The organism is Streptomyces sp. NPDC015131 (assembly GCF_043079975.1).
In the GTDB taxonomy this organism is placed as follows: domain Bacteria; phylum Actinomycetota; class Actinomycetes; order Streptomycetales; family Streptomycetaceae; genus Streptomyces.
Map to the genome: position 1 here is coordinate 36646 of NZ_JBIBVB010000006.1, position 25041 is coordinate 61686.

At 74.2% G+C, this 25041-nt stretch carries 30 protein-coding genes; 20 read left to right on the forward strand and 10 right to left on the reverse strand.

Going from position 1 to position 25041, the window contains the following annotated elements; genetic code table 11:
• Positions 1-3: 3 nt before the first annotated feature.
• On the reverse strand, positions 4-798 hold the full coding sequence (locus tag ACF08D_RS23295; RefSeq protein WP_392224809.1) for a response regulator transcription factor: 795 nt from the start codon (positions 796-798) through the stop codon (positions 4-6).
• Positions 799-1019: 221 nt separating this feature from the next.
• On the opposite strand from ACF08D_RS23295, the gene ACF08D_RS23300 reads away from it, so the two are divergent.
• From ACF08D_RS23300 to ACF08D_RS23335, 8 genes are all read left to right on the forward strand, one after another.
• Positions 1020-1865: an alpha/beta hydrolase family protein gene (locus ACF08D_RS23300; RefSeq protein ID WP_392224811.1), complete on the forward strand. Its 846-nt coding sequence runs from the start codon at positions 1020-1022 to the stop codon at positions 1863-1865.
• A gap of 50 nt (positions 1866-1915) precedes the next feature.
• Complete coding sequence (locus tag ACF08D_RS23305) at positions 1916-2170, forward strand: MoaD/ThiS family protein (protein ID WP_392224813.1); 255 nt, start codon at positions 1916-1918, stop codon at positions 2168-2170.
• Positions 2171-2180: 10 nt separating this feature from the next.
• On the forward strand, positions 2181-3467 hold the full coding sequence (locus ACF08D_RS23310) for a hypothetical protein (RefSeq protein WP_392224815.1): 1287 nt from the start codon (positions 2181-2183) through the stop codon (positions 3465-3467).
• 104 nt (positions 3468-3571) lie between these two features.
• Positions 3572-4264 (forward strand): DUF2993 domain-containing protein, encoded by a 693-nt coding sequence (locus tag ACF08D_RS23315; protein WP_392224817.1) that lies wholly within the window; start codon positions 3572-3574, stop codon positions 4262-4264.
• A gap of 196 nt (positions 4265-4460) precedes the next feature.
• Positions 4461-4541, forward strand: coding sequence for a putative leader peptide (locus ACF08D_RS23320; protein ID WP_392225578.1), 81 nt, complete (start codon positions 4461-4463; stop codon positions 4539-4541).
• Between the two features lie 188 nt (positions 4542-4729).
• Positions 4730-5575, forward strand: coding sequence for a sulfurtransferase (locus ACF08D_RS23325; RefSeq protein ID WP_392224819.1), 846 nt, complete (start codon positions 4730-4732; stop codon positions 5573-5575).
• Between the two features lie 41 nt (positions 5576-5616).
• Positions 5617-5904, forward strand: coding sequence for a DUF1416 domain-containing protein (locus tag ACF08D_RS23330; RefSeq protein WP_392224821.1), 288 nt, complete (start codon positions 5617-5619; stop codon positions 5902-5904).
• Positions 5905-6028: 124 nt separating this feature from the next.
• The gene (locus ACF08D_RS23335; protein WP_392224823.1) at positions 6029-6289 is read left to right on the forward strand and encodes a DUF3099 domain-containing protein; all 261 of its coding nucleotides are present in this window, start codon (positions 6029-6031) and stop codon (positions 6287-6289) included.
• A gap of 46 nt (positions 6290-6335) precedes the next feature.
• On the opposite strand, the gene ACF08D_RS23340 is transcribed toward ACF08D_RS23335, so the two are convergent.
• Positions 6336-6698: a DsrE family protein gene (locus ACF08D_RS23340; RefSeq protein ID WP_392224825.1), complete on the reverse strand. Its 363-nt coding sequence runs from the start codon at positions 6696-6698 to the stop codon at positions 6336-6338.
• Positions 6699-6943: 245 nt separating this feature from the next.
• Between ACF08D_RS23340 and ACF08D_RS23345 the strand changes: the two genes are divergently transcribed.
• The 3 genes from ACF08D_RS23345 (at position 6944) to ACF08D_RS23355 (ending at position 9054) form a co-directional block, all read left to right on the forward strand.
• A complete protein-coding gene (locus ACF08D_RS23345) occupies positions 6944-7516 on the forward strand; it encodes an FABP family protein (protein WP_392224827.1) in 573 nt (190 codons plus the stop codon).
• Between the two features lie 68 nt (positions 7517-7584).
• Positions 7585-8064: a Fur family transcriptional regulator gene (locus tag ACF08D_RS23350; protein ID WP_392224828.1), complete on the forward strand. Its 480-nt coding sequence runs from the start codon at positions 7585-7587 to the stop codon at positions 8062-8064.
• 9 nt (positions 8065-8073) lie between these two features.
• A complete protein-coding gene (locus ACF08D_RS23355) occupies positions 8074-9054 on the forward strand; it encodes a YgfZ/GcvT domain-containing protein (protein ID WP_392224830.1) in 981 nt (326 codons plus the stop codon).
• 3 nt (positions 9055-9057) lie between these two features.
• Here ACF08D_RS23355 and dtd read toward each other — a convergent pair whose 3' ends face one another.
• Positions 9058-9483: a D-aminoacyl-tRNA deacylase gene (dtd, locus tag ACF08D_RS23360; protein WP_392224832.1), complete on the reverse strand. Its 426-nt coding sequence runs from the start codon at positions 9481-9483 to the stop codon at positions 9058-9060.
• Positions 9484-9625: 142 nt separating this feature from the next.
• Between dtd and ACF08D_RS23365 the strand changes: the two genes are divergently transcribed.
• The 3 genes from ACF08D_RS23365 to ACF08D_RS23375 all read left to right on the forward strand — a co-directional run bounded on the left by ACF08D_RS23365 (position 9626) and on the right by ACF08D_RS23375 (position 11912).
• Positions 9626-10222: an ABC transporter substrate-binding protein gene (locus ACF08D_RS23365; protein ID WP_392224834.1), complete on the forward strand. Its 597-nt coding sequence runs from the start codon at positions 9626-9628 to the stop codon at positions 10220-10222.
• Positions 10223-10263: 41 nt separating this feature from the next.
• The gene (locus ACF08D_RS23370; RefSeq protein WP_392224836.1) at positions 10264-11226 is read left to right on the forward strand and encodes an asparaginase; all 963 of its coding nucleotides are present in this window, start codon (positions 10264-10266) and stop codon (positions 11224-11226) included.
• 83 nt (positions 11227-11309) lie between these two features.
• A complete protein-coding gene (locus tag ACF08D_RS23375; protein WP_392224838.1) occupies positions 11310-11912 on the forward strand; it encodes an HAD family hydrolase in 603 nt (200 codons plus the stop codon).
• Here ACF08D_RS23375 and ACF08D_RS23380 read toward each other — a convergent pair.
• On the reverse strand, positions 11880-12635 hold the full coding sequence (locus ACF08D_RS23380) for an ABC transporter permease (protein ID WP_392224840.1): 756 nt from the start codon (positions 12633-12635) through the stop codon (positions 11880-11882). The two genes, ACF08D_RS23375 and ACF08D_RS23380, sit on opposite strands and share 33 nt — an antisense overlap.
• A complete protein-coding gene (locus ACF08D_RS23385; protein ID WP_392224842.1) occupies positions 12628-13578 on the reverse strand; it encodes an ATP-binding cassette domain-containing protein in 951 nt (316 codons plus the stop codon). Before ACF08D_RS23385 ends, ACF08D_RS23380 begins: the two co-directional genes overlap by 8 nt.
• A 124-nt stretch (positions 13579-13702) precedes the next feature.
• On the opposite strand from ACF08D_RS23385, the gene ACF08D_RS23390 reads away from it, so the two are divergent.
• Entirely contained in the window at positions 13703-14494 is a 792-nt protein-coding gene (locus ACF08D_RS23390; protein ID WP_392224844.1) for a TetR/AcrR family transcriptional regulator, read from the forward strand.
• A gap of 10 nt (positions 14495-14504) precedes the next feature.
• Entirely contained in the window at positions 14505-15158 is a 654-nt protein-coding gene (locus ACF08D_RS23395; RefSeq protein ID WP_392224845.1) for a TetR family transcriptional regulator, read from the forward strand.
• A 125-nt stretch (positions 15159-15283) separates the two neighbouring features.
• Here the strand turns inward: ACF08D_RS23395 and ACF08D_RS23400 are convergent, their stop codons facing one another.
• Positions 15284-16483, reverse strand: a complete 1200-nt coding sequence (locus ACF08D_RS23400) for a cytochrome P450 (RefSeq protein ID WP_392224847.1) — start codon at positions 16481-16483, stop codon at positions 15284-15286.
• A complete protein-coding gene (locus tag ACF08D_RS23405; RefSeq protein ID WP_392224849.1) occupies positions 16473-17297 on the reverse strand; it encodes a tRNA-dependent cyclodipeptide synthase in 825 nt (274 codons plus the stop codon). Before ACF08D_RS23405 ends, ACF08D_RS23400 begins: the two co-directional genes overlap by 11 nt.
• Positions 17298-17505: 208 nt before the next feature.
• On the opposite strand from ACF08D_RS23405, the gene ACF08D_RS23410 reads away from it, so the two are divergent.
• The 4 genes from ACF08D_RS23410 to ACF08D_RS23425 all read left to right on the forward strand — a co-directional run bounded on the left by ACF08D_RS23410 (position 17506) and on the right by ACF08D_RS23425 (position 21049).
• Positions 17506-19551 carry a HelD family protein gene (locus tag ACF08D_RS23410; RefSeq protein WP_392224851.1) on the forward strand — a complete coding sequence of 682 codons (2046 nt, stop codon included), beginning with the start codon at positions 17506-17508 and terminating at the stop codon, positions 19549-19551.
• Between the two features lie 27 nt (positions 19552-19578).
• Entirely contained in the window at positions 19579-19983 is a 405-nt protein-coding gene (locus tag ACF08D_RS23415) for a helix-turn-helix domain-containing protein (RefSeq protein ID WP_392224853.1), read from the forward strand.
• A 25-nt stretch (positions 19984-20008) separates the two neighbouring features.
• Complete coding sequence (locus ACF08D_RS23420; protein WP_392224855.1) at positions 20009-20581, forward strand: hypothetical protein; 573 nt, start codon at positions 20009-20011, stop codon at positions 20579-20581.
• A gap of 138 nt (positions 20582-20719) precedes the next feature.
• The gene (locus ACF08D_RS23425) at positions 20720-21049 is read left to right on the forward strand and encodes a DUF2516 family protein (protein WP_392224856.1); all 330 of its coding nucleotides are present in this window, start codon (positions 20720-20722) and stop codon (positions 21047-21049) included.
• Here the strand turns inward: ACF08D_RS23425 and ACF08D_RS23430 are convergent.
• The 3 genes from ACF08D_RS23430 to ACF08D_RS23440 form a co-directional block, all read right to left on the reverse strand.
• The gene (locus tag ACF08D_RS23430; RefSeq protein WP_392224858.1) at positions 21046-22368 is read right to left on the reverse strand and encodes a PP2C family protein-serine/threonine phosphatase; all 1323 of its coding nucleotides are present in this window, start codon (positions 22366-22368) and stop codon (positions 21046-21048) included. The two genes, ACF08D_RS23425 and ACF08D_RS23430, sit on opposite strands and share 4 nt — an antisense overlap.
• A gap of 301 nt (positions 22369-22669) precedes the next feature.
• Positions 22670-23797, reverse strand: coding sequence for an NlpC/P60 family protein (locus tag ACF08D_RS23435; protein WP_392224860.1), 1128 nt, complete (start codon positions 23795-23797; stop codon positions 22670-22672).
• Positions 23798-23982: 185 nt separating this feature from the next.
• The gene (locus ACF08D_RS23440; protein ID WP_392224862.1) at positions 23983-24780 is read right to left on the reverse strand and encodes a class I SAM-dependent methyltransferase; all 798 of its coding nucleotides are present in this window, start codon (positions 24778-24780) and stop codon (positions 23983-23985) included.
• Between the last annotated feature and the right edge of the window lie 261 nt (positions 24781-25041).

A 25041-nucleotide genomic window follows, 5' to 3' on the forward strand; every position in this document is an offset into this window, starting at 1 on the left:
GACCTACCTCTGGGCAGGTCGTGCGGCTGCTTCCTCCGCGGCCCCGGTGTCCGCCGACCGGGTGACGGCCGCGGGCCGTGCCGGCTTCTTGTCCTTGGTACGGGAATCGCCGTCCGGACGCTCCGCCTTCTCCGGGGTGACGAAGCGGTAGCCGACGTTCCGTACGGTGCCGATCAGCGACTCGTGCTCGGGGCCCAGCTTGGCCCGCAGCCGCCGCACATGGACGTCGACCGTGCGGGTGCCGCCGAAGTAGTCGTACCCCCACACCTCCTGGAGGAGCTGCGCGCGCGTGAAGACCCGCCCCGGGTGCTGGGCCAGGTACTTCAGCAGCTCGAACTCCTTGAAGGTCAGGTCCAGGACCCGTCCCTTCAGACGGGCGCTGTACGTCGCCTCGTCCACCGACAGGTCGCCGTTGCGGATCTCCATGGGGGAGTCGTCGGAGGTGAGCTGCCGGCGGCCGGTGGCCAGCCGCAGCCGCGCCTCGACCTCGGCCGGGCCGGCCGTGTCGAGCAGGACGTCGTCCACGCCCCAGTCGGCGGTGACGGCCGCCAGCCCGCCCTCGGTGACGACCAGCAGCAGCGGGCAGCCGGGCCCGGTGGAGCGCAGCAGCTGGCACAGCGAGCGCACCTGCGGCAGGTCCCGGCGGCCGTCGACCAGGATCACGTCGGCCCCGGGGGTGTCCACCAGGGCAGGGCCCTCGGCGGGCGCCACGCGCACGTTGTGCAGCAGCAGCCCGAGGGCGGGGAGCACCTCCGTCGACGGCTGGAGGGCGTTGGTCAGCAGCAGCAGGGAGCTCATCGCGCCCCCTGTGCGTCGAGCGTCGTCCATCGGTCGTGCACGGTTCGCCGGCCCATACGTCGGTTCCTCCTCGGTCCCTGCGAGGACGCTGCGGCTCTGCTTCGTACGCGGCTCCCCACGCCCTGAGAGCCCTTGTTCACCCGCCCGTAACAACGGGTGGAAAACACAAAAGGATCCGGGGGCTGCGTCGCCCGGATCCTCCGCGCAGCACAATAGCCCACATGAGTTCCGAGAAAGAGGGCGTACGTCACACCGCGGATGTTCCCTCGATCACTCCGGGCCCCTCGCGCGCCACCCTGCGTACATCCGACGGTGTCCGGATCGAGGCGGTCCACTCGCCGTGCGAAACCCGCGGAACGGTGCGTACGGCACAGGGGGTGCATACCGCCAGTGTCCCGGACACGGCGGTCGTTGTCGCCCATGGCTTCACCGGGTCGGTCGACCGGCCCGCCGTGCGGCGCGCGGCGCGGGCCTTCGCCCGGCGCGCCGGAGTGGTCACCTTCTCCTTCCGGGGCCACGGCGGCTCGGGCGGCCGGTCCACGGTCGGCGACCGCGAGGTGCTGGACCTGGCGGCGGCGGTGCGCTGGGCGCGTGAGCTGGGGTACGCGCGCGTGGCGACGGTCGGCTTCTCCATGGGCGGCTCGGTGGTGCTGCGGCACGCCGCGCTCGCCAAGGACGACCCCGGGGCGCGCACCGACGCGGTGGTCGCGGTCAGCGCCCCGGCCCGCTGGTACTACCGGGGCACGCCCGCGATGCGGCGGGTGCACTGGATGATCACCCGGCCCGCCGGGCGGCTGGTGGGGCGCTACGGCCTGCGGACCCGCATCCACGACCGGGACTGGGACCCGGTGCCGATGTCCCCGGTGGAGGCGGTCCCGCTGATCGCGCCGGTGCCGCTGCTGATCGTGCACGGGGACAGCGACCCGTACTTCCCGGTGGACCACCCGCGGTCGCTGGCCGCCGCCGGACCGGCCGAGCTGTGGCTGGAACGGGGCATGGGGCACGCCGAGAACGCGGCGGACGACGCCCTCCTCGCCCGCATCGCGGACTGGCTGTCCGTGCCATAGCCCATCATGGATGCCGACGAGGCCGTGGAGGCCGACGAGAGGAGTGCGCCATGGCAGCGGGGACCATCCGCTACTGGGCGGCGGCCAAGGCCGCGGCCGGGACCGCCGAGGAGCCCTACACCGCGGAGAACCTGGCCGAGGCGCTGACCGCCGCGCGCGAGCGCCACCCCGGTGAGCTGGTGCGGGTGCTCCAGCGGTGTTCCTTCCTGGTCGACGGCGACCCGGTCGGGACCCGGAGCCATGAGACCGTACGGCTGGCCGAGGGCGGCACGGTCGAGGTGCTCCCGCCGTTCGCAGGAGGGTGAACCCCACAGCATGAGCAGCGATCAGCAGTACCCGTACGGGCAGGGGGACGGGTACGGGTACCAGGACCCGGACGTCGCGCAGACGTGGGAGGGCCAGACCTGGGACACCCAGTACCAGCCGGCCGTCGGCCCCTACCCGCCCGCCCAGCAGCAGCCGCCCCAGCCGTACGCCGCGGAGACCGCGTACCTGCCGGTGCAGGACCCGGCGGCCCCGGGCGCGTACCAGGGCCCGGCGGCGCACCAGGGCCCGGCGGCGCACCAGGGCCAGCACGCCCCGGCCGCCGCGCAGCCGCTGCCTCCCGAGGTGCCGTACGAGACGCCGTACGAGACGCACGGGACGCCGTACGACCCCCCGACGACGCACCTGCGGCCCATCGCCCCGGACCCCGTCCCGCACCCCGCCCCGGAACCGGCCCCCGCGCCGCATCCCGCGGCGGCGCCCGGAGCGCCCGGAGCGGCCGAGGCGGCACCCGGAGCGCCGGCGCCCGCCGGTGCCGGACCGGGATACAGCACGCCCACCACCTCCGGGCACGTGCGGCTGACCGACGCCCAGCGCGCCCGTGCCGAGGGCCGCTCGCCGATCATCGAGCCGGGCGTCCAGCCGGCCGCCCTGACCGCCGCGCTCGGCGTCCTGCTGGCCGTGGGCGCCGCCCTCGGTCCGTACGGGCTGCTGGTCCCGCTGGTCCTGCTCCAGGCCGTCACCGCCGCCGGCTGGTTCCGGCTCAACGGCATGTGGCCCGCCCGCCAGGGCATCGCGCTCGCCTTCGCGGGCGGCCTGACCGCCGACGTGGCGCTGCTGGCGACGGGCGCCGAGCACGCCCCGGCGGCCCTCCTCGGCACCCTCGGCGTGTGGGTGCTGCTGGTGCTGGTCCTCCAGCTGCGCAGCCACGCCGGCTCCGACGAGCGGCAGTACGGCCTGATGGCCACCGTCGTCTCGTCCGCCCTCGCCGTGATCGCCGCCGGACACCTGGCCGCCGACTCCGACGCGGTGGTCGTGGGCGGCCTCGCGGTCGCCGCCGCGGTCGTGGGTCGGGCCGCCGTGCCGCGCCCGGTGGCCGGGTCGGTCGTGGTGGGGCTCCTCGCGGCGGCCGGGGCCGGGGTGGCCGCCGGCGGGCTGACCGGCATCGGGGCCCGGGGCGCGCTGCTGGGCCTGGGCGCCGGGGTGTGCGCCCTGATCGGCCACCGGGTGGCCAGTTACGACTACCCGTCGCGGTTCGTCCACATGACGGCCGGGGTGGCGCTGCCGCTCGCCGTCGCCGCCCCCGCCGTCTACGTCCTGGGGCGCGCGCTGGCCTGAGAGGCGTCTGTGCGGGAAGGGGGAACCAATGAGTGGCCTCCAGCGTCGATCATGACGTGACGGGGGCCGGGGCCGGCCGCGAAACAGGGTGGGGGACACCGGGCATGCGAGCACTGCGAATACTGCTGATCACCGCTGTGGTCCTCGGTGGGCTCTTCGTCCTCGCCGACCGGCTCGCGGTGAACTACGCCGAGGACGAGGCCGCCGAGCGAATACGGGCCAGTCAGGGCCTGACGGGCCCGGCGGAGGTCTCGATCGACGGCTTCCCCTTCCTGACCCAGGTGATGGGCAAGGAGCTGGACCGGGTCGACGTCACGCTCACCGGCGTGGAGGCGTCGGCGGGCGGCCGCAAGGTGCGGGTCACCGAGATGAAGGCCGCCCTGGAGCGGGTCCGGCTGGAGGACAACTTCTCGCGGGCCGTCGCCGCCTCCGCGACGGGCACCGCGCGCATCTCGTACGCCGACCTGGGCGCCGCGTCCGAGGAGGACGTCACCGTCGGGTACGGCGGGAACGGCAAGGTCAAGGTGACCGGCACGGTCGACGTCCCGGTCCTGGGCAGCATCACCCGCAGCGTCCTGTCGTCGGTGAGCATCACCGGCGGCGACACCATCCGCGTGCGCGCCGACAAGGTGCCCGGCGAGGGGCTGCCGGGCGTCGAGGACCGCATCCGCGAGCGCACCGACTTCGACCGGCAGATCGGCGGGCTGCCCACCGGGCTGAAGCTCCGCAAGGTCGAGGCCACGTCCGACGGCGTGGTGATCAGCGTCTCCGGGACGAATGTGGCCCTGGCGGGCTGATCCGGCGGCCGGAACGCGTTTCGGCCACATCGTGAGACGGGGCCGTCCGCTCCGCAGATGACGGGCGCCACGGCCCGTGCGGCGAGCGCCCCGGCACCCCGCCCGGCCCCCTCCTCGTCCCACATCGCGGACGATCGTGTCTCATCATGCGACACGCCGGTGACACGGCCGCCCGACCGTCCCTACGATCGGCGTCATGAAGCGACACGCGGACCTCACGAAGCGGCGGGCAGTAGACCTGTGCCGCGTCGCCGCCATGCTCTGTCGCTCCGTCTGAGCGGGAGCCCGGCCTCCCGTATCCAGGGCCCGTCACCGAGGCCCCGCCCCGCGCCGCACCGCGCCGTACGCAGGCACACCCGTACCCGCGTCACGGACCGCGCGAGACCCGCGGGAGCACCCGGCACCACCGCCACACCCCGCCACACCCGTGACACCCCGCCGCATCTGCCCCGGAGGAGAAACAGCATGAGCCGCAGCGACGTCCTGGTCGACGCCGACTGGGTCGAGGCCCACATCGACGACCCGAAGGTCGTCATCGTCGAGGTCGACGAGGACACCTCGGCGTACGACAAGAACCACATCAAGAACGCCGTACGGATCGACTGGAAGCAGGACCTCCAGGACCCGGTCCGCCGTGACTTCGTCGACCAGGAGGGCTTCGAGAAGCTCCTGTCCGCGAAGGGCATCGCCAACGACGACACGGTCGTCCTCTACGGCGGCAACAACAACTGGTTCGCCTCCTACGCCTACTGGTACTTCAAGCTGTACGGCCACGAGAGCGTCAAGCTCCTCGACGGCGGCCGCAAGAAGTGGGAGCTGGACTCCCGCGACCTGGTGGACGGCTCCGAGGTCCCCAGCCGCCCGGCCACCCAGTACAAGGCCAAGGCCCAGGACACCTCGATCCGCGCCTTCCGCGACGACGTGGTGGCCGCGATCGGCACCCTGAACCTGGTCGACGTCCGCTCGCCCGACGAGTTCAGCGGCAAGCTGCTCGCCCCGGCGCACCTCCCGCAGGAGCAGTCGCAGCGCCCCGGCCACGTGCCCAGCGCCCGCAACATCCCGTGGTCCAAGAACGCCAACGACGACGGCACCTTCAAGTCGGACGAGGAGCTGAAGGCCCTCTACGCCGAGGAGCGGGTCGACCTGGCGAAGGACACGATCGCCTACTGCCGCATCGGTGAGCGCTCGGCCCTGACCTGGTTCGTGCTGCACGAGCTGCTCGGCCAGGAGAACGTCAAGAACTACGACGGCTCGTGGACCGAGTACGGCTCCCTCGTCGGCGTGCCGATCGAGCTCGGCGCGGCCAAGTAACCCTCCCGGACCTCCCGTCCCCCGACCCCTCAGGAGTACCCATGTGTGGAGCACAGGCCGGCGGCCCGGACGCTTCGACGATCAAGCCCGGTGAGACCACCATCCAGGGCCAGGTGACCAAGGACGGCGAGCCCGTCACCGGTTACGTGCGCCTGCTGGACTCGACCGGCGAGTTCACCGCCGAGGTCCCGACCTCCGCGACCGGCCAGTTCCGCTTCTACGCGGCCGAGGGCACCTGGACCGTCCGCGCCCTCGTCCCGGGCGGCACGGCCGACCGCACGGTCGTCGCCCAGCAGGGCGGCCTGGCCGAGGTCGCCATCGCCGTCTGACGGCACACCTGCCGGCCGAAGGGCCGCACCGCGGTTTCCCTGGGGGTTTGGACGCTACCGGGACCGGGTGCGGCCCTTCCGTCGTGCCGGGCGGCTCGTCGTGTACGCGACGTACGCTGGAGGCATGTACGCCCGGCGCCGGCACCTCTACTTCGGGATGATGACGGCCTGCCTGGTGCTCTTCGTGGGCGCCTGGGCCGTCGTACGGCTGTGGTCGGTGCCCGCCGCCGTGGCGATGTGCGTGGTGGCCATGGTCATCCCGCCGGTCGCCGCGATGGTCGCCAACCGGCGGGGGCCGGAGGACCGCTGGTGGGACGACCCCTCCGGCGACCCGAAGTCGGACGAGTGGTGGGACGAGCTGGACGGCAGGAAGAGGCGCCAGTAGCGGGCGCCGGCACAGGGCGCCGGGAGAAGGCGCCAGTGGACCGGCGTCAGTAGACCAGCGCCTGCGTCCCGTCCGTCATCGCCTCGCTCACGAAGACCTGTGCGCCCGCGATCCGCACGCCCTCCAGGACGTCCTTCTCGGTGATCTCCCGCCGCGCCGCGCACTGGGTGCACAGCGTGATCCGGCCGCCCGCGAGGATCGCGTCCAGCAGGTCCGGCAGCGGCGCCGCGTGCGGCAGCGCGAACTCCGCCGCCCGCCCCGGCAGCGCGAACCACGAGGACTCCCCGGTCAGCCAGAGCGAGACCTCCACCCCACTGGCCACGGCGACCGCCGCCACCGTGAAGGCCTGCGAGCAGCGCTCGGGGGCGTCGGCCCCGGCGGTCACCTTGATCACGAGCTTCTTCGCCATGGGCGGAACTGTAGTGCCGCCCGTTCGCCGAACCTCGCACGGAGGGCCGGGGCGCCACCCATTACGCTGGGACCCGGCCCCATCGTCGCCCACACCGCTCACCGAGGAGCACCCCGTGCTTGAGGCTTTCTTCTCCGCCCTGCTGGTCCTGGTCTGCGTCGGCGTGCTCGGCTTCGCCGTCCTGACCGTGAAGAAGCTGTACCAGGGCCAGCGCTGACCACTCCTACAGATCGACAGAGCCCCTCATGATCGAGATCCCGTCCGACCTGAACCCCGACCTCGTCCCCCTCGCGTTCCTGCTCGGCACGTGGGAAGGCGCGGGCGTCTCCGACTTCCCGGGCGCCGAGAAGTGCAACTTCGGCCAGTCCGTGACCTTCAGCCACGACGGCCGTGACTTCCTGGAGTACACGTCCCACACCTGGGTGCTGGACGCCGAGGGCAAGAAGGTCAGGCCCCTGGAGTCGGAGAGCGGCTACTGGCGCATCGACAAGGGGCGCAAGGTCGAGATCGTGATGGTCCGCGACCAGGGCATCGTCGAGGTCTGGTACGGCGAGCTGGCCGACCAGAAGCCGCAGATCGACCTGGCCACCGACGCCGTGGCCCGCACCGCGGCCTCCGGCCCGTACAGCGGCGGGAAGCGGCTGTACGGCTACGTCAAGGGCGACCTGATGTGGGTGGGCGAGAAGTCGACCCCGGACGTCCCGCTGCGGCCCTACATGTCGGCCCACCTGAAGAAGGTCGTCACGCCCGAGCAGGTCGAGGCGTGGGCCAAGGACCTGGGCGACCTGCCGGACGACGGCATCGCCTTCTTCAAGTAGCCCTCCTGAAGCAGCCCTCCTGACGCAGCCCTCCTGCTCGCGCGGTCGGTGCTCCTACACTGGAGCGCGTGGTGAGCACCGACTGGAAGAGCGACCTGCGCCAGCGCGGCTACCGGCTGACCCCACAGCGCCAGCTCGTCCTGGAGGCCGTGGACGTCCTGGGGCACGCGACGCCCGACGACATCCTGGGCCAGGTGCGCAAGACGGCCTCGGGCGTCAACATCTCCACCGTCTACCGCACGCTGGAGCTGCTGGAGGAACTGGGCCTGGTCAGCCACGCCCACCTCGGGCACGGCGCGCCGACCTACCACCTCGCCGAACGCCACCACCACCTGCACCTGGTGTGCCGGGACTGCTCCGAGGTGATCGAGGCGGACGTGGAGGTGGCGACGGAGTTCACCGCGAAGCTCCGCGAGACCTTCGGCTTCGACACCGACCTCAAGCACTTCGCGATCTTCGGCCGCTGCGCGTCCTGCACCGGCACGGCGGACGCGGCGGCCGGTGCCGGGCCGGACGACGACGGCACCCCGCCCGGCGGCGAGTCGTAGGCTGATCGCATGCTGCGACAATCATCGACCAGCCCCCTGCTGTCCCTGCCCGGCGCCGTCCCCGCCGAGGGACGCGACGAAGGCGTCGCCGCGCACTACGGCGACCTGTTCCGTGAGCAGCGCGCCCTCGCGGCCGGCACCGGTCTGGTCGACCTCAGCCACCGCGGTGTCGTCACCGTGACCGGCGCCGACCGGCTCGGCTGGCTGCACCTGCTGCTCACCCAGCACGTCAGCGACCTCCCGGCCGGCCACGCCACCGACGCGCTGGTCCTCTCCGCCAACGGGCACATCGAGCACGCGCTGTACCTGGTGGACGACGGCGAGACGGTCTGGGCGCACGTGGAGCCGGGCACCGAGGAGGCGCTGATCGCCTACCTGGAGTCGATGAAGTTCTTCTACCGGGTCGAGGTCGCCGACCGCACCGGCGACATCGCCGTGGTGCACCTGCCGGCCGGTTCCATCGCCGAGGTGCCGGACGGCGTCGCCGTACGGGAGACCCCGCACGGCCGGGACCTGTTCCTGCCGCGCGCGGATCTGGAGGCGTACGCGCGGGACCACGGGCCGCTCGCCGGGATCTGGGCGTACGAGGCGCTGCGCGTCGAGGCGCACCGGCCGCGGCTCGGTTTCGAGACCGACCACCGCACGATCCCGCACGAGATCGGGCTGATCGGCAGCGCCGTCCACCTCCAGAAGGGCTGCTACCGGGGCCAGGAGACGGTGGCGCGCGTCCACAACCTGGGGAAGCCGCCGCGCCGGCTGGTCTTCCTCCACCTCGACGGCAGCGAGGTGCACCTGCCCCCGCACGGCACGCCCGTGCGGCTGAAGGCGGACGGCGAGGAGGGCCGGCAGCTCGGCTTCGTCACCACCGCCGTACGCCACCACGAGCTGGGGCCCATCGCGCTCGCGCTGGTGAAGCGCAACGTCCCGGTGGACGCCGAGCTGCTGGCGGGCACCACCGCCGCCGCCCAGGAGACGGTCGTGGAGCCGTAGCCCCTACACGTCCACGACGACGGTGAACGGGCCGTGATTGGTGAGCGAGACCCGCATGTCCGCGCCGAACCGGCCCGTCGCCACCGTGGCGCCCAGCCCGCGCAGCCGCGCCACCACCTCGTCGACCAGCGGTTCGGCGACCTCGCCGGGCGCTGCCGCGTTCCAGGTGGGGCGCCGCCCCTTGCGGGCGTCCCCGTAGAGAGTGAACTGCGAGATCACCAGCAGTGGCGCGTCCACGTCCGAGCAGGACTTCTCGCCCTCCAGGATCCGCACCGACCACAGCTTCCGGGCGAGCTGTGCCGCCTTCTCGGGCGTGTCCTCGTGGGTGACCCCCACGAGCACGCACAGACCCTCGCCGGTGATCTCACCCACGGTCTCACCGGCGACGACGACCTTCGCCCCGTCGACCCTCTGTACCACTGCACGCATACGGACCAACCTATCCGCGTCCGAACGGGTGCAGGCGCCTGCACCGGCCGGTGCCCAGATGGCACCATGCCTCTCAGGCGGTGCTTCCCCCGGCCCTTGGGGCCCGGGCGACCCGGAGCACCGGTCGAGGGGACGGATTCCTATGAGCACACCTGGCGCCGGGCAGACGCCGCATCCCGTACCGATGACATGTGCCACCGGCAGAGGAGCGCTGCGGCCTCCGGCCCAGCGGGGCGGTGACGCCGTCCTCCCGGAGACGCGGGACCACGACCTCAAGGCGCTGCGGCTCCCGGAGCTGCGCGCGCTGCGCCGGGACTCGCACGGCGACGAGGCCGACCTCAGCTACGTACGGAGACTGCTCCAGGGGCGCATCGACATCCTCCGCGCCGAGCTGGCGCGGCGCGGCGGGGCGGCGGTCCCGGTGGTGGAGCGGCTGCCCGAGATCCTCACGGACACCCCCTCGCGCCACCGCTCGTCGGCGCGGCACGTGACGATGACCACCCCGCGCGGCGAGGAGTACCGCAAGCTGGCCGCCGACATGCTGGAGGAGGTCGGGCTGTCGGACCTCACCGCCCGAACGGACGAGGAGCTGCACGCCGCGATGGGGCGGCTGGCGCGCTACGAACAGCAGGTGTCGCGGCGCCGGCAGCAGCTCCAGCGGACCGCCGACGATTGCAGCGCGGAGATCGCCCGCAGGTACCGTGAAGGCGAAGCGCAAGTAGACGACCTCCTCCGCTGAGATCCGGCGGGGCGGGTCACCGTCCCGGAAGGCCGGCCGTCATGACCTCCTCCGCCACCACCGTCATACCCCCGGTCCTCGCCGAGGTCGTCCGCTCCGGCTTCGTCGAGGGCCACCACCGGGGGTCGCTCGTCGTGCTGGCCGCGGACGGCACCGTCGAGATGTCGGCCGGCGACCCGGCGGCGCCGGTCTTCCCCCGCTCGTCCAACAAGCCGATGCAGGCGGCGGCGCTGCTGCGGGCCGGCCTGGAGCTGTCCGGGGAGCGGCTGGCGCTGGCCGCCGCCAGCCACTCGGGCGAGCCCGCCCACCTGGACCTGGCGCGCAAGATGCTCGCCGAGCACGGTTTCTCCGAGGCGGACCTCCAGACCCCGCCCGACCTGCCGCTGGACCCGGTGGAGGCGGAGGCGTACCTCGCCGCCGGCCGCGTCCGGGAGCGGATCACCATGAACTGCTCGGGCAAGCACGCGGCGATGCTGGCCGCCTGCGCCGCCAACGGCTGGGACCCGGCCGGCTACCTGGACCCGGCGCACCCCCTCCAGCGGCTGATCCTCGACGAGGTCCAGGCGGCGTCCGGGGAGAGCGTGCCGGTGGTCGGCACCGACGGGTGCGGCGCGCCGCTGATGGCCATCAGCCTGGTGGGCCTCGCGCGGGCCTTCCGGGCGTACGTCCTGGCGGAGCCGGGCACCCCGCGGCGGCGGGTCGCGGACGCGATGCGGGCGCACCCGGAGTACGTGGCGGGGGAGCGGCGGCCGGACACCTGGCTGATGCGGGAAGTGCCGGGCGCGCTGTCGAAGATGGGCGCCGAGGCGGTGCAGGCGGTCGCGCTGGCGGACGGGCGGGCGCTCGCCTTCAAGATCGACGACGGTTCGATGCGGGCGATCGGCCCGGTCCTGGCGCGTGCGCTCGGGATGATGGGCGTGGACGCGCCGGTGGTGGCCCGGCTCGCGGACGTTCCGCTGCTGGGCGGCGGGCAGCGGGTGGGCGAGATCCGCGCGGCGTTCTGACGGGCGGGGGTCCCGCGGGTGTCCGGACGGTCCGTGATCTGTCACCCTCGTCGTACAGCTGACCCCGACCTCTGGCGGCGGACGTGTACGACGACAGGCTTCACACGGACCTCGGCCCCACCGACGGCTCCTCCCGTCCCGGCGACCTGATCGGCGCCGCCCGGTGCGTCCTGCTGGGCTTCGACGGCCCGGTGTGCCGCCCCTCGGGCCGGGCGGGCGCGCCCGCCGGGGAGCTGTGGCCCACCCCGTACGCCGATCCGCTGATCCGCACCCTGTACGCGGTCGGGGTCCGGCTCGCGGTCGTCGGGGACACCTCCCCGCCCTGGGCCGCCCGCTATCTGGCCGGGCGGGGACTGGCCGGGTGCTTCGGCCCGCACGTGTACGCCGGGGTGGACGAGGCGCTGGCGTCGCTGGGCGCGGCCCCGGAGACGGTCCTGCTGATCGGCGCCCGCCCCGCGGAGCTGGCGGCCGCCCGGGAGGCGGGGGTGCCCTTCCTGGGCCACGGCCCCGACGAGGCGCGGGCGGAGCTGCTGCGCGCGGCCGGGGCGCGCCGGGTGGTGCCGTCCCTGGAACCGGTGCTGGCCGCCGTCCGCGCCGCCGCGCGCCACCGCGCCCGGGGCGGGAGCCCGTACGCGGGCCCGCCGGCGGGCCCCTCAGCGGGTCCGTACGCGGAAGAACGCGCCTGACAGGGCCACCGCCACCGCGAGGAGACCGGCGCTCCAGGCGAGCGCCAGGAGGGGCGCGGTGCCGGTCGGCCGGTCCAGCAGCAGCCCCCGCAGCGCTTCGATCACCGGGGTGACCGGCTGGTGCTCGGAGAAGCCGTGGAGCCAGGACGGCATGGTGTCGATGGGGACGAAGGCGCTGCTCGGATAGGGCAGGAACATCATGAAGAAGGTGAAGCCGCTCGCCGCCTCCGGGGTGCGGGCGAGCAGCCCGACGGCCGCCGAGAGCCAGGAGACGGCGAGGACGAAGGCGAGCAGGACGCCGAGGGCGGCGAGCCATCCGGTGGCGGAGGCGGAGGGCCGGAAGCCGATCAGGAAGGCGACGCCGAGGACGAGCGCCGTCGACAGCATGTTCCGGGCGGTGCTGGCGGCGACGTGCGAGGCGAGGATGGGGGTGGCGCCCACGTCGAGGGAGCGGAAGCGGTCGACGATGCCCTCCTTCATGTCCTCGCTGACGCGTACGGCGGTGGTGGAGGAGCCGAAGCCGGCGCAGAGCAGCAGCACCCCGGGGACGACGTAGGTCACGTACTGCGTCCCGGTGTCGATCGCGCCGCCGAAGAAGTACACGAAGATCAGCATCAGCATCACCGGCAGGGCCAGCGCGGTGATCACGGCGTCGACGTTGCGCCGGCTGAGGCGGATGCCCCGGCCGGTGAGGGTGAGCGCGTGGGTGAGCGTGTCAGGCATGGGCCGGCTCCTTGGCCGTGAGGGCGAGGAAGACGTCGTCGAGGGTGGCGCTGTGCAGGCCGAAGCGGGCGATGTCGGTGCGGCCGGGGTCGAGCGCGTCGAGCAGGGCGCGGACGTGGGCGGCGGTGCCGTCGGTGGGGAAGCCGAGGGTCAGGGTGTCCGGGTGGTGGTGGGCGGCGCGGGGGGCGAGGCGCCGGTAGGCGTCTGCGTCCGTGGCGACCAGGTCGAGGCGGTGGCCGGCGACCAGGGACTTCAGCTGTGCGGCGGTGCCCTCGGCGACCAGCCGCCCGGCGTCCAGGACGCCGATGCGGTCGGCGAGCAGGTCGGCCTCCTCCAGGTACTGGGTGGTGAGCAGGATCGTGGCGCCCCGGGCCGCCACCTCGGAGACCACCTGCCACAGCTCGCGGCGGCTGCGCGGGTCGAGGCCCGTGGTCGGCTCGTCCAGGAAGACGACCTCCGGGTCGCCCACCAGCCCGGCCGCCAGGTCGAGGCGCCGCCGCATCCCGCCGGAGTAGGTGCCGGCCAGGCGGTGGCGGGCGCCGGTGAGGCCGAAGCGCTCCAGCAGCTCGGTGGCGCGGCGCCCGGCGGCGGCGCGGGTGAGGCCGGAGAGGCGGGCCATCATGCGCAGGTTCTCCTCGCCGGTCTGCATGGCGTCCACCGCCGCGAACTGGCCGGTGAGGCTGATCGCGCGGCGGACCCGCGCCCGGTCGGCGACCACGTCGTGCCCGGCGACCCGGGCGCGGCCCGCGTCGGCGCGGGTGAGCGTGGCGAGGATGCTGACGGTGGTGGTCTTGCCCGCGCCGTTGGGGCCGAGCAGGGCGTGCACGGTGCCGCGCTCCACCCGCAGGTCGATGCCGTCCAGCACCGTGACGCCGCCGTAGGACTTGCGCAGGCCGGTGGCCTCGACGGCCGGGTCCTCGGGCGTGCTGTCGCCGCCGTTCATGGCGCCTCCTCGGCTCACTACTGCGTATGCCTTACGCATTACTGTGTAAGGGTTACGCATTACTAGGATGGGCGTCAAGGGCGACCGGGAACGGGGCCTGGGTGGGCGCGGAGGGAGACCGGCGGTGGGCGACAGGGACGGCACCCGGGACGGGGCCGGTACGGAGACCGGCCTGCCGGCCGCCATCGAGGCGGCGTGGGGGCTGCGGGAGCGGCCCGCCAAGGGGCCGAAGCCGGGGCTGAGCCTGGACCGGATCGTCTCCACGGCGGTGGACCTCGCGGCGGCCGAGGGCCTCGGCGCCGTCTCCATGGGGCGCGTCGCCAAGGAGCTGGGCGTCTCGACCATGTCCCTGTACCGGTACGTCGGCGCCAAGGACGAGCTGTACCTGCTGATGCTGGACCGGGCCGTCGGCCCCCCGCCGCCGCCCCCGGCGCCCGGCACCGGCTGGCGGGCGGCCCTCACCGAGTGGGCCGGGGCCCAGCGCGCGGTCTTCGGGCGGAACCTCTGGATGCTGCGGGTCCCGGTCACCGGGCCGCCGCTCACCCCCGGCTCGGTGGCCTGGTGGGAGTGGGGCATGGTCGCCCTGGAGGACACCGGGCTGGACGAGAGCACCAAAATCGCCGTGATCATGCTGGTCAGCGGCTATGTGCGCAGCACCGCCGGGCTGATGGCCGACATCGACGCGGCCATCCGCGCCACCGGCGACACCCCCCGTGAGGTGATGGCCCGCTACGGCCGCACCCTCCGCCGCCTGGCCGACCCGGACCGCTACCCGGCCGTCGCCCGGATGCTGGCGGCCGGGGCGCTGGACGAGCCGGACGACCCCGACGCGGACTTCGGCTTCGGGCTGGACCGGGTCCTCGACGGGGTCCAGGTGCTGATCGACGGGCACCGGGGCGCGCCCGGGGACGCGTAGGGTCGGCTGCATGAGCGGTGAGATGGGGCTGCGGGAGCGCAAGAAGCGGCGGACGTACGAGACGATCTCCGACACGGCGATCGCCCTGTTCCTGGAGAAGGGCTTCGACCGGGTGCCGGTCGCCGCGATCGCCGAGGCCGCCGAGGTGTCCAAGCCGACGCTGTTCCGCTACTTCCCGGCCAAGGAGGACCTGGTGCTGCACCGGTTCGCCGACCACCGGGAGGAGGCCGCGCGGGTCGTGGCCGGGCGCCCCGAGGGCGTCGGGCCGCTGGAGGCGCTGCACCGCCGCTTCACCGACGGGCTCGCCCGGCGGGACCCGGTCACCGGGCTGTGCGACGACCCGGACGTGCTCGCCTTCCACCGGCTGCTGTACGGCACGCCGAGCCTGGTCGCGCGGCTGTACGCGTACCAGGGCGCGTCCGAGGCGGCGCTGGCGGAGGCGCTGGCCGGGAGCGCGCCGGGCGCGGGCGCGCCGGGGGCCGCCGGGCCGGCCGGGGTGCGGGAGCGGCTGGCGGCGGGTCAGATCGTCGCCGTACAGCGGATCCTGGCCGAGGAGAACTGGCGGCGGATCGCGGCCGGGGAGCCCGCCGGCGCGGTGGAGCCCGACGCGGTGGCCGCCGCCGCCCTGGCGTTCCGGCAGCTCGCGGAGGGCCTGGAGCTGTGACGGGTCCGGCCCGCCGCCCCCTCCTCGGGGCGGCGGGCCGGGACCGCACGGGCGCGGCCGGACCGTACGGGCGCGAGGCCGGGACCGCACGGGTGCGCGGCCGGACCGTACGGGCGCGCGGGCGATCACCACATGATGGGCAGCCGCTCCGGGAGGCGCTTCATGAACCCCGTACGCCACACCAGTTGCTCGATCGGCACGGCGAGCCGCAGGCCCGGCATCCGGTCCAGCACGGTCTCCAGCGCGATCTCCGCGTGCTTCCTGCCGAGCGCGGTGGCCGGGCAGTAGTGCCGCCCGCCGCCGAAGGAGAGGTGGGCCGTGCTGTTGTCCCGCGCGAGGTCCACGGCGTACGGGTCGGGGAAGACGTCCGGGTCGAAGTTGGCGCCCTCCACCAGCACCAGCACCAGCTCGCCGGCGCGCACCAGGACGTCGCCGAGGCGCACGTCCTCCAGGGCGAGCCGCGGCAGGCCGTCCCCGATGGAGAGGTTGATCCGCAGCAACTCCTCGACGGCCGCCGGGACCAGGGTCCGGTCGGCGAGCAGCCGGTCCCTCAGCTCGGGGTGCTGGATGAGGGAGACCAGCGCCATGGTCAGGAACCCGGCCGTGGAGATCACCCCGGCGCCGAACATGGTCACGCCCACCGTCGCCAGCATCTCGTCGGTGAGGTGGCCGTAGTCCGGGTCCTCGCGCAGCGCCGCCAGTTCGGCCATCAGCCCGGTGGTGGCCGGGTCGTCCAGCCGCTCCACCATGTAGGCGAGGTCGCGGTCCCAGTTGAGCCGGGCGCCCGCGACCGGGCAGGCCGAGTTCATGAAGGCGATGTCCAGGCTGCGCATCAGCCGGGGCGCGTCCGCCTGCGGGATGCCGAGGATGTGGCAGTGCATGGCGGCGGAGTACGGGTCGGCGAAGCCGCTCTTCAGGTCACCGGGCGCGCCGTCGGCGAGGATGCGGTCGGCCAGGTCGGCGGCGGCCGACCGCATCCACTCCACCAGCCCGGGGGCCTTGGGGTTCAGCGCCTTGAGCACGGCCTTGCGCAGACCGGCGCCCGTGATGTTGCCCATGTTGTTGACGACCTCGGGCGGGATCGTCAGCGCGTACTGGCGGGGCGCGCCGGGAGCCGAGGTGTCCTTGAGGCTGAAGCGCGGGTCCTCCAGCACCTGCTTGCACAGGGCGTGCGAGGAGACCAGCCACGCCTCGTCGCCGGCGATGGTCCGCACCCGGGCGACCGGGCGCTTCTCGCGCAGCGGCTCCACCTCGGCCGGGATGCGGTCGCCCCGCCAGGAGAACGGGAAGTCGATCAGCTCGTCGGGCGGCGTCTCAACGGACATCGGGGGACTCTCCTTCGGCGGCACCGGCGGCGCGCCGCTCGTGCTGTACGCGTACGGAACCGGCCTCGGCGGCCGGCGCGGGGGCGGGGGCGGGCGTGACGATGGCGTGGCCCTGGTTGCGGGAGGCGCGCAGGCCGGAGCCGCGTGCGTACAGCATCTCGGCCAGCGGCAGGAGCTGGTGGTAGCAGTTCAGGGACGACGGCACGCCGAGGATGGCGGGGGTGTCGAGGAAGAGCGGTGCCTCGGCGCAGACGTACTCGACGCACACCTCCCGCTGGCGCTCGGTCGGGGCCTGCCCGTCCAGGACCTTGGAGGACAGGAAGGTGTCGATGAGCGCGTCGCAGGTGGCGCGGAAGTCCGGGTCGGTGGCCAGCCGGGCGCGCAGGTGCCGGTGGATCTCGCGGTAGGCGGGGTTGTCGAGGAAGGTCGACATGGGGTGGGCGCGCAGCCGGCGGCCCCCGGGGTCGACCTCGGTGACGGCGGCGTTGACCTTGGCGCGTACGCCGCGCAGGTTCTTGACGGCCTTGCGGCGGGCGTCCTCGGCGGTGTAGCCGGACGCCTCGTACATCTCGGCGACGTGGAGGTCGGTGTAGACGAAGTCCACGCGCGCGAAGTGGGCGGTGCCCCAGCGGGCCAGGTCGGTGACGCGCCGGGCGGAGAAGTAGCTGTTGCCGGGGGAGACGCCGATGACGGCGTGGGCGCCTTCGGCGCGGATCACCTGGCAGTGGGCGGTGTAGGGCTGCACGGTGAAGAGTCCGGCAGCGGTGTCAGGAGCGGTGAAGGGCCGGATCTCGAAGACGGTCTCAGTCGTCAACTGGGAAGTCCTTCGCGCCGCTAGTCCCGGGGGAGCCTCGTGCTCCTGGTGTGGCGACGACGCCGTGAAGTTAGCTTCCGGCCACGGAGAGTGTCAACGAGTCTCCTTTCGTTACCCGTGTGTACATGCAAATGTACGCTCCGTGTCATTTCCCGTTCATCAAGAAACTGAGTAAGAGAATTAACCAAGTTGCATTATCCTCGTCCGGATGGACGGAACGACGACACCGCTCGACCGCGAGCTGAGCAAGGAACGCGCCCACCACGACGCCTGCCGCGCGGCCCTCGACCGCATGGTGGGCGGCGCCGCGCAGCGGGTGGTCACCGGAGAGGACGTCGCGGCGTCGGGCGCCGACGCCGAGGCCCTCGGGTACCACCTGCGCAGCCACGCCAAGGAGCTGCGCGAGGAGCCGCGCGGCCCGCTGTTCTTCGGCCGGCTCGACCACGAGGACGGCCGCAGCCACCACATCGGCCGCCGCCGGATCGCCGAGCACCCGGCCGATCCGCCGCTCGTCGTCGACTGGCGCGCGCCCGTCGCCCGCGCGTTCTACCAGGCGAGCGCCCGCGACCCGCAGGGCGTCCGGGTGCGGCGGCGGTTCGGCTGGGCACCCCGCGAGGGCGCGGACGGCGGCGACGCGGCCGACCTGACCGGGCTGGAGGACGAGCACCTGGCCACCGGCGGCCCCGCGGCCCCGAGCGCGCTGCTCACCGGCGAGATCGAACGCCCCCGGGTCGGGCCGATGCGGGACATCGCCGCCACCATCCAGCCCGAGCAGGACGACCTCGTACGCGCCGGGCTCACCGAGACCGTCTGCGTCCAGGGCGCCCCAGGCACCGGCAAGACCGCCGTCGGGCTGCACCGCGCCGCGTACCTGCTCTACACCCACCCCCGGCGCGTCCGGCGCGACGGCATGCTCGTCCTCGGGCCGAACCCCACGTTCCTGGCGTACGTCTCCCAGGTCCTGCCCGCCCTCGGCGAGGCGGACGTACGGCAGTCGACGCTCCAGGGCGAGATCGGCCGGGGCCGCGCGGTGCGGGCCACCGACCCGCCGGGCGCCGAGGCGGTCAAGCACGACGCCCGCATGGCCGGCGTCCTGCGGCGCGCCCTGTACGCCCGGACCGCCGCGCCCGCCGAACCGCTGACCGTGCCGGACGGCTCCTACCGCTGGCGGGTCCCGGTGGACGAGCTGGCCGGGATCGTCGAGGACGTGCGCGCCGGGGCGCCGCCCTACGCCGTGGGCCGCGAGCGGGTGCGGGACCGGGCGGTCCGGGCCGTCCGCGACCGGGCGGAGCGGCGCGCGGGCCCCCGGGGCGGGGCGTGGGAGCAGCGGATCGGGCGGTCGCGCGCGGTGTCGGCGTTCGTGGACGCCTGCTGGCCCCGGGTGACCCCGGAGGAGGTCCTCGCGGGCGTGCTCGCCGACCCGCGCGACCCGGCGCTCGACCCCGGGGAACGGGCGGCGATCCGGTGGCCGCGGCCCCCGCGCTCGTACCGCTCCGCGCGGTGGAGCGCCCCCGACCTGGTCCTCCTCGACGAACTGGCCGGGCTGCTGGAACGTCCGGCCGGCTACGGGCACATCGTGGTGGACGAGGCGCAGGACCTGTCGCCCATGGAGTGCCGGGCCATCGCCCGCCGCGCCGAGTTCGGCACCCTGACCGTGCTGGGCGACCTCGCGCAGGGCACCACCCCGTGGGCGGCCCGCGACTGGCCGTCCCAGCTGGCCCACCTGGGCCGGACGTCGGTGCCGGTGACCGCCCTCACGACCGGCTACCGCGTCCCGGCGGGCGCCCTCGCGCTCGCCAACCGCCTGCTGGGCGCGCTGGGGGTGGACGTCCCGCCCGCGCGCTCCCTGCGCCGGGACGGCGAGGTGACCGTCCGGGAGGTGCGGGACGTGCGGGAGGCGGTGGTCGCCGCCGTCCGGGCCGCGCTGCGGCGGGAGGGCTCCATCGGCGTGATCGCGGCGCGGGACGCGACCGGCGCCCTGCACGCCGCGCTGGAGGAGGCGGGCCTCATCGGACCGCGCGTCACGGTGCTGCCGGCCACGCTCGCCAAGGGCCTGGAGTACGACCACGTCGTGGTCCCCGAGCCGGCCGACATCGCCGCCGCCGAACCCCGCGGCCTGCACCGCCTGTACGTCGTGCTCACCCGCGCGGTCTCCCGCCTGGACATCCTCCACACCCGCCCGCTCCCGGAAGCGCTGGGGCGCCCGGCGGCGGGGGAGAGCTGGAACACTATTGCAAGCAGTCGCTTGCAATAGTTAGCAGAGCGGTGCACCATCGGAGACATGGCATCACTCAACGTCGGCAACCTCGGTGAGTATCTGCGCGAGCAGCGGCGCAGTGCGCAGCTGTCGCTGCGGCAGCTCGCCGAGGCGGCGGGGGTGTCCAATCCGTATCTGAGCCAGATCGAGCGCGGGCTGCGCAAGCCGAGCGCGGAGGTCCTCCAGCAGGTCGCCAAGGCACTGCGGATCTCCGCCGAGACGCTGTACGTGCGGGCCGGGATCCTGGACGAGCGGGAGCGCGAGGAGCTGGAGACGCGCGCCGTCATCCTCGCCGACCCGTCGATCAACGAGCGGCAGAAGCAGGTGCTGCTCCAGATCTACGACTCGTTCCGCAAGGAGAACGGGCTCGATACGGAGCCGAAGGGTGCCGATCACATCAGTGGGGACGGCACCCCCCTCGAACTCTGACCTGCGATCCGGGAGGACCACAGTCGTGGCCATCATCGAAGAACTCCGCACCCCGCTCTACTTCGCCGCCGGTACGGCCGACCTCGCCGTGCGCCAGGCGAAGAAGGTGCCCGGTCTGATCGAGCAGATCGCCGCGGAGGCGCCCGCGCGGATCGACGCGGTGCGCAACACCGACCCCAAGGCCGTGCAGGAGAAGGTGACCGCCCAGGCCAAGGAGGCCCAGGCCACCGTGCAGGCCAGGGCGACCGAGGTGTTCGGCTCCCTGGACACGGACCTCAAGAAGATCGGCGAGAACGCCCAGCACCTGGCGCTGCGCGGCGTCGGCGTGGCCGCCGAGTACGCCGTACGGGCGCGCGAGGCGTACGAGAAGGTCGCCGAGCACGGCGAGCAGGCCGTCAAGCAGTGGCGCGGCGAGGCCGCCGAGGAGATCACCGAGATCGCCATCGCCGTCGAGCCCGACCCGGAGCCCAGGCCCGCCGCCCGGGAAGGCGCGGCGGACGAGTCCGGCGACACCGGCGCCAAGGCCGCCAAGCCCACCGCGAAGAAGGCCCCGGCGCCGCGCAAGCCGGCCGCCAAGAAGACGTCCCCCGACGCCTGACGCCCGCTGCTCCGGCGGGCGGCTCCGGGCTCTCCCGGGCGTGACCCGGCTCCGGCCGGGCACGTTCGGGGTGGCCGGGGCGTTGTACGGGTACCTTGGCCGCGAGGCGCTTCACTCACTGACTAGGCGGTGCTCAGCATGTTGCTCGCAGGATTCGGCACGTTTCTCTTTCTGCTCAACCTCGCCATGCTCGTCATCGCCGTGGTCGCCCTCTTCTTCGCGGTCACGGCCCGCGAGGACGCCTACCGCGCCGCCGACAAGCAGAGCAAGATGTTCTGGCTGATCATCCTGGGCGTCACGGTCGCGGTGAACCTGCTGGTGCCCATGCTGTTCCTGCAGATCGCCGGGCTCATCGCCTCGATCGTCTTCATGGTGGACGTCCGCCCCGCCCTCCGGGGAGTGTCGGGCGGCCGGCGCGGCGGGTCCAGCAGCGACGGGCCGTACGGCCCGTACAACGGCGGCCGCTAGAGGCCGGGCGGCACGGAGCCGGCGCTCGGCGGCCTGCGGTGGCCGCCGGGGCGCCCGCGGCGGCCGGACGCCGCCGACCGCTCCCGGGCCAGCAGCAGCACGGCCACGTCGTCCGTCAGCTCGCCGCCGTTCAGCTCCCGCACCTCCGCCACCGCGGCCTCCAGCAGCTCCTCGCCGCCCAGGCCCGCCGACAGCTGGCGGTTGACCATCTCGACCATGCCGTCCTGGCCCAGCCGCGGGGAGCCCGGGCCCGCCGAGCGGCCCTCGATCAGCCCGTCGGTGTACATCATCAGGCTCCAGGCGCCGCCCAGCTCCACCTGCCGGCGCGGCCAGCGGGCGCGCGGCAGCAGACCCAGGGCCGGGCCGCCGTCCTCGTACGGCAGCAGCTGCGCCGCCCGCCCGCTGCGCGCGATCAGCGGCGAGGGGTGGCCCGCCAGGCACAGCCCGGCGCGTCGGCCGTCCGGCGCGATGTCCACCGTGCACAGCGTCGCGAAGATCTCCTCGTTGTCCCGCTCGTGCTCCAGCACCTGCTGGAGCGTGGACAGCAGCTCGTCCCCGCACAGGCCCGCCAGCGTCAGCGCCCGCCAGGCGATGCGCAGCTCCACCCCGAGCGCGGCCTCGTCCGGCCCGTGCCCGCAGACGTCGCCGATCATGGCGTGCACGGTCCCGTCCGGCGTCCGGACGGTGTCGTAGAAGTCGCCGCCCAGCAGCGCGCGGGAGCGCCCCGGCCGGTAGCGGGCGGCGAAGCGCAGGTCGGAGCCCTGGAGCAGCGGCGTGGGCAGCAGGCCCCGCTCCAGCCGGGCGTTCTCCTGGGCCCGCAGCCGCGACTCGGCCAGCTTCACCTGCACCGAGTCGGCCCGCTTGCGCTCCACGGCGTAGCGGATGGCCCGGCTCAGCAGCGGTCCGTCCAGCTCCTCGCGGCACAGGTGGTCCTGCGCCCCGGCGCGTACCGCCGCGGCCGACAGCGCGGCGTCCCCCGAGGGGGTCAGCGCCAGGACGGGGTGGCGCGGCGCGATCCGCAGCACATGGTGCAGCGGCTCCATGGGGTCGTCGCCGGGGCGGGCGCCGGGCAGGGCGAGGTCGACGAGCACGCAGTGCACGTCGTCGGTGAGCAGCCGCGCGGCCTCGGTGAGGTTGCGGGCGGTACGGATACGGACCCGGCCGCCCGACGCGTCGAGCAGCTCCGGAACGGTGAACATGCCCGCCGGGTCGTCCTCGATCACCAGGAGGGTGAGGTCCGCGCCGGCCGCGGCGGCGGCCTCCGCGACCATGGCTCCGTCCGGAGCGTTCACCCTCTGTCGCGGTACGGGTACGGGCATCGGTTGGTTTCCTTCCCTCCCCCCGAGGGCACGGTGGGGCGCCGGTCGACACACCACCGACGGGGACCATAGCGGGCCGCGGCGGCCCAGCGGAATGGCGTTCCACGAAGAGCCGATGGCATATGCCGCGCAGCGGGAGGTAGTTGGGCACCGCCCCATGACGAACGTCACGCGCCCGGTGTCGGACGGGTCACACGACGGGTCACGCGCGGGTCGCGGCCGGGGGTTCGCCGGGTGCCGGGAAGGGCGCCGACAAGGGAGTCGGGGGAGCCGGGACGGGAGGGGGCGGGCGCGGCGGGGCTCACCGGTCCGGGCGTACGACCCCCAGGATCGCCATCGAGCCCGCGCCCGCGACCGTCACGTTCCGGCCGGGCCGGGGCGCGTGGATGATCGACCCGTCACCGATGTAGAGCCCGACATGGCTGGCGTCCGCGTGGTAGATGATCAGGTCGCCGGGGCGCATGTCCTTGACGTCGACCCGGGGGAGCAGCCGCCACTGCTCCTGCGAGGTGCGCGGTATGGCCGTCCCCGCCGCCGCCCACGCCTGGGACGTCAGCCCCGAGCAGTCGTACGAGCCGGGGCCCTCGGCGCCCCACACGTACGGCTTGCCGAGCTGGGCCGTGGCGAAGGCGATCGCCTTGGCGCCCTGCGGGCCGGCGCTGCCCGCGGCCTCCTTCAGCACGCCCGACCCGAGCCAGGCCGTCTGGGCGCGCCGCTGCTCCTCCGCCTCCAGGCGCCGCAGCCGCTCCCGCTGCTCGGCCTCCAGCTCGGACTCCAGCTTCTCGGCGGCGGCGATCTTCGCCTCGATGTCCTTCTTCGCCTTCGCCTGCCGTGCCCGGTTGGCCTCCAGCGTGGTCCAGTGGGCGCCCGCCTGCTTGGTGTACGTCTCCAACTCGGCCTGGCTCTTGTTCAGTTCGGCCAGCAGGTCCCTGGTGGCCTTCTGGCCCTGCTGGAGCCGGCCGACGCCGCTGAGGAAGAGCTGCGGGTCGTCGGCGAGCACGAGCCTCGCCTCGTCGGGCACCCCGCCGTTGCGGTACTGGGCCCGGGCGGCCGCGCCGGCCCGGTCCTTGAGGTCCGCGATGCGCGCCCGGCCCTCCACGATGGCCCGCGACAGCCGCACGATCTCCGCCGACTGCTTCTTCGCCCGCTCCTCGGCGAGGTTGTAGGCGTCGGTGGCGGACGCGGCCTTGCGGTAGAGATCGTCGATCTCCCGCCGTACCTGTTCCAGGCTCTTGCCGGACGGGTGCGTGGAGGAGGGGGCGGACAGGGGCGGCGGGGTGGGGAAGGGGCCGGTGGTCACGGACGCCGGGGCCGAGGAGCCGGGGTCCGGCGCGGTGGGCGCCGCGTGGGCCGCCGTGGCCGGTCCCGCCAGTACGGTCAGAGCGCACACCACGGTGATCGCGGCGGCGGCACAGCGGCGTCGGTTCACGGACTCCCCCAAATCCCCATCTGATTTACCGTCAGTAACTTCGGGCTACCGATCGAGATGGTGCCACGGCCGTGGCCAAAACGACAGGGGCGCACCCACCCCTGTGGACGAAGCACCGCCCCCACGCGTTCCGTTGACCACCCGATCCGTTCCCCCCGGCGTGCCGCCGGGTCGTCCCGCCCCGCTCAGCCCCCCGGGGCGAGCGCCGGCCACCGCACCGTCAACTCCCCCTGGCGCCACCGCCGCCGGCCGTCCACCACCGGCCAGTCGGCCGCCAGGTCCCGGGCCGTCCTGATCCACCGCTGGCGCGCGCCCAGCGAGGCGTACGGGGCCGCCGCCGCCCACGCCCGGTCGAAGTCCCGCAGGAACGCGTGCACCGGCTCGCCCGGCACGTTCCGGTGGATCAGCGCCTTCGGCAGCCGCTCCGCCAGGTCGGAGGGGCGCTCCAGCGACCCGAGCCTGGCCGCGAAGGTCACCGTGCGCGGCCCCTCCGGCCCCAGCGCCACCCACACATGGCGCCGCCCCACCTCGTCGCACGTCCCCTCGACCAGCAGCCCGCCCGGCGCCAGCCGCGCGCAGAGCCGCCCCCACACCTCCGCGACCCGCTCCTCGTCGTACTGGCGCAGCACGTTCGCCGCCCGGATCAGCGCCGGGGTGCCGTCCACCGGCACCTCGAAGCCGCCGTGCACGAAATCCAGCCCCTCGCGCGCGTGGCGCTGGGCGGCGGCCACCCGGGCGGGGTCGATCTCCACGCCGACGACCCGGGTGCGGGGGTCGGCCCCGGCGCGCAGCCGCTGGAGCAGCTCCACGGCGGTCCAGGGCGCGGCGCCGTACCCGAGGTCGACCGCGATGGGCGGGGCGTCGCAGCGGCGCAGCGCCGGGCCGTGGACGGCGGCGATCCAGCGGTCCATGCGGCGCAGGCGGTTGGGGTTGGTGGTCCCGCGGGTCGGGGTGCCGACAGGGCGGGTGGTGCGCGGGGCCATGGGGACGAGGGTAAGCGGTCCCGGGCGGCGGGCCCCGGCCGCGTACGACCACCCCGCCTCGCCCGCCGGGCCGCCCACGCGCGCTGGGACCGCCTCCGCCCCCAGCGCGCAGAACAGCGACGCCACGGCACGCGCCCCGCCCCGCGTAATGAATTGGCAAAGCGGAAATGCGACGGGCCGGCCGGCTGTTGTGGCTGTGAGGAGGGCCGTGCGCACCGTCGCGCGCGTGTCCTCCGTTCGGCATGCCCGCCATGCCGTGCC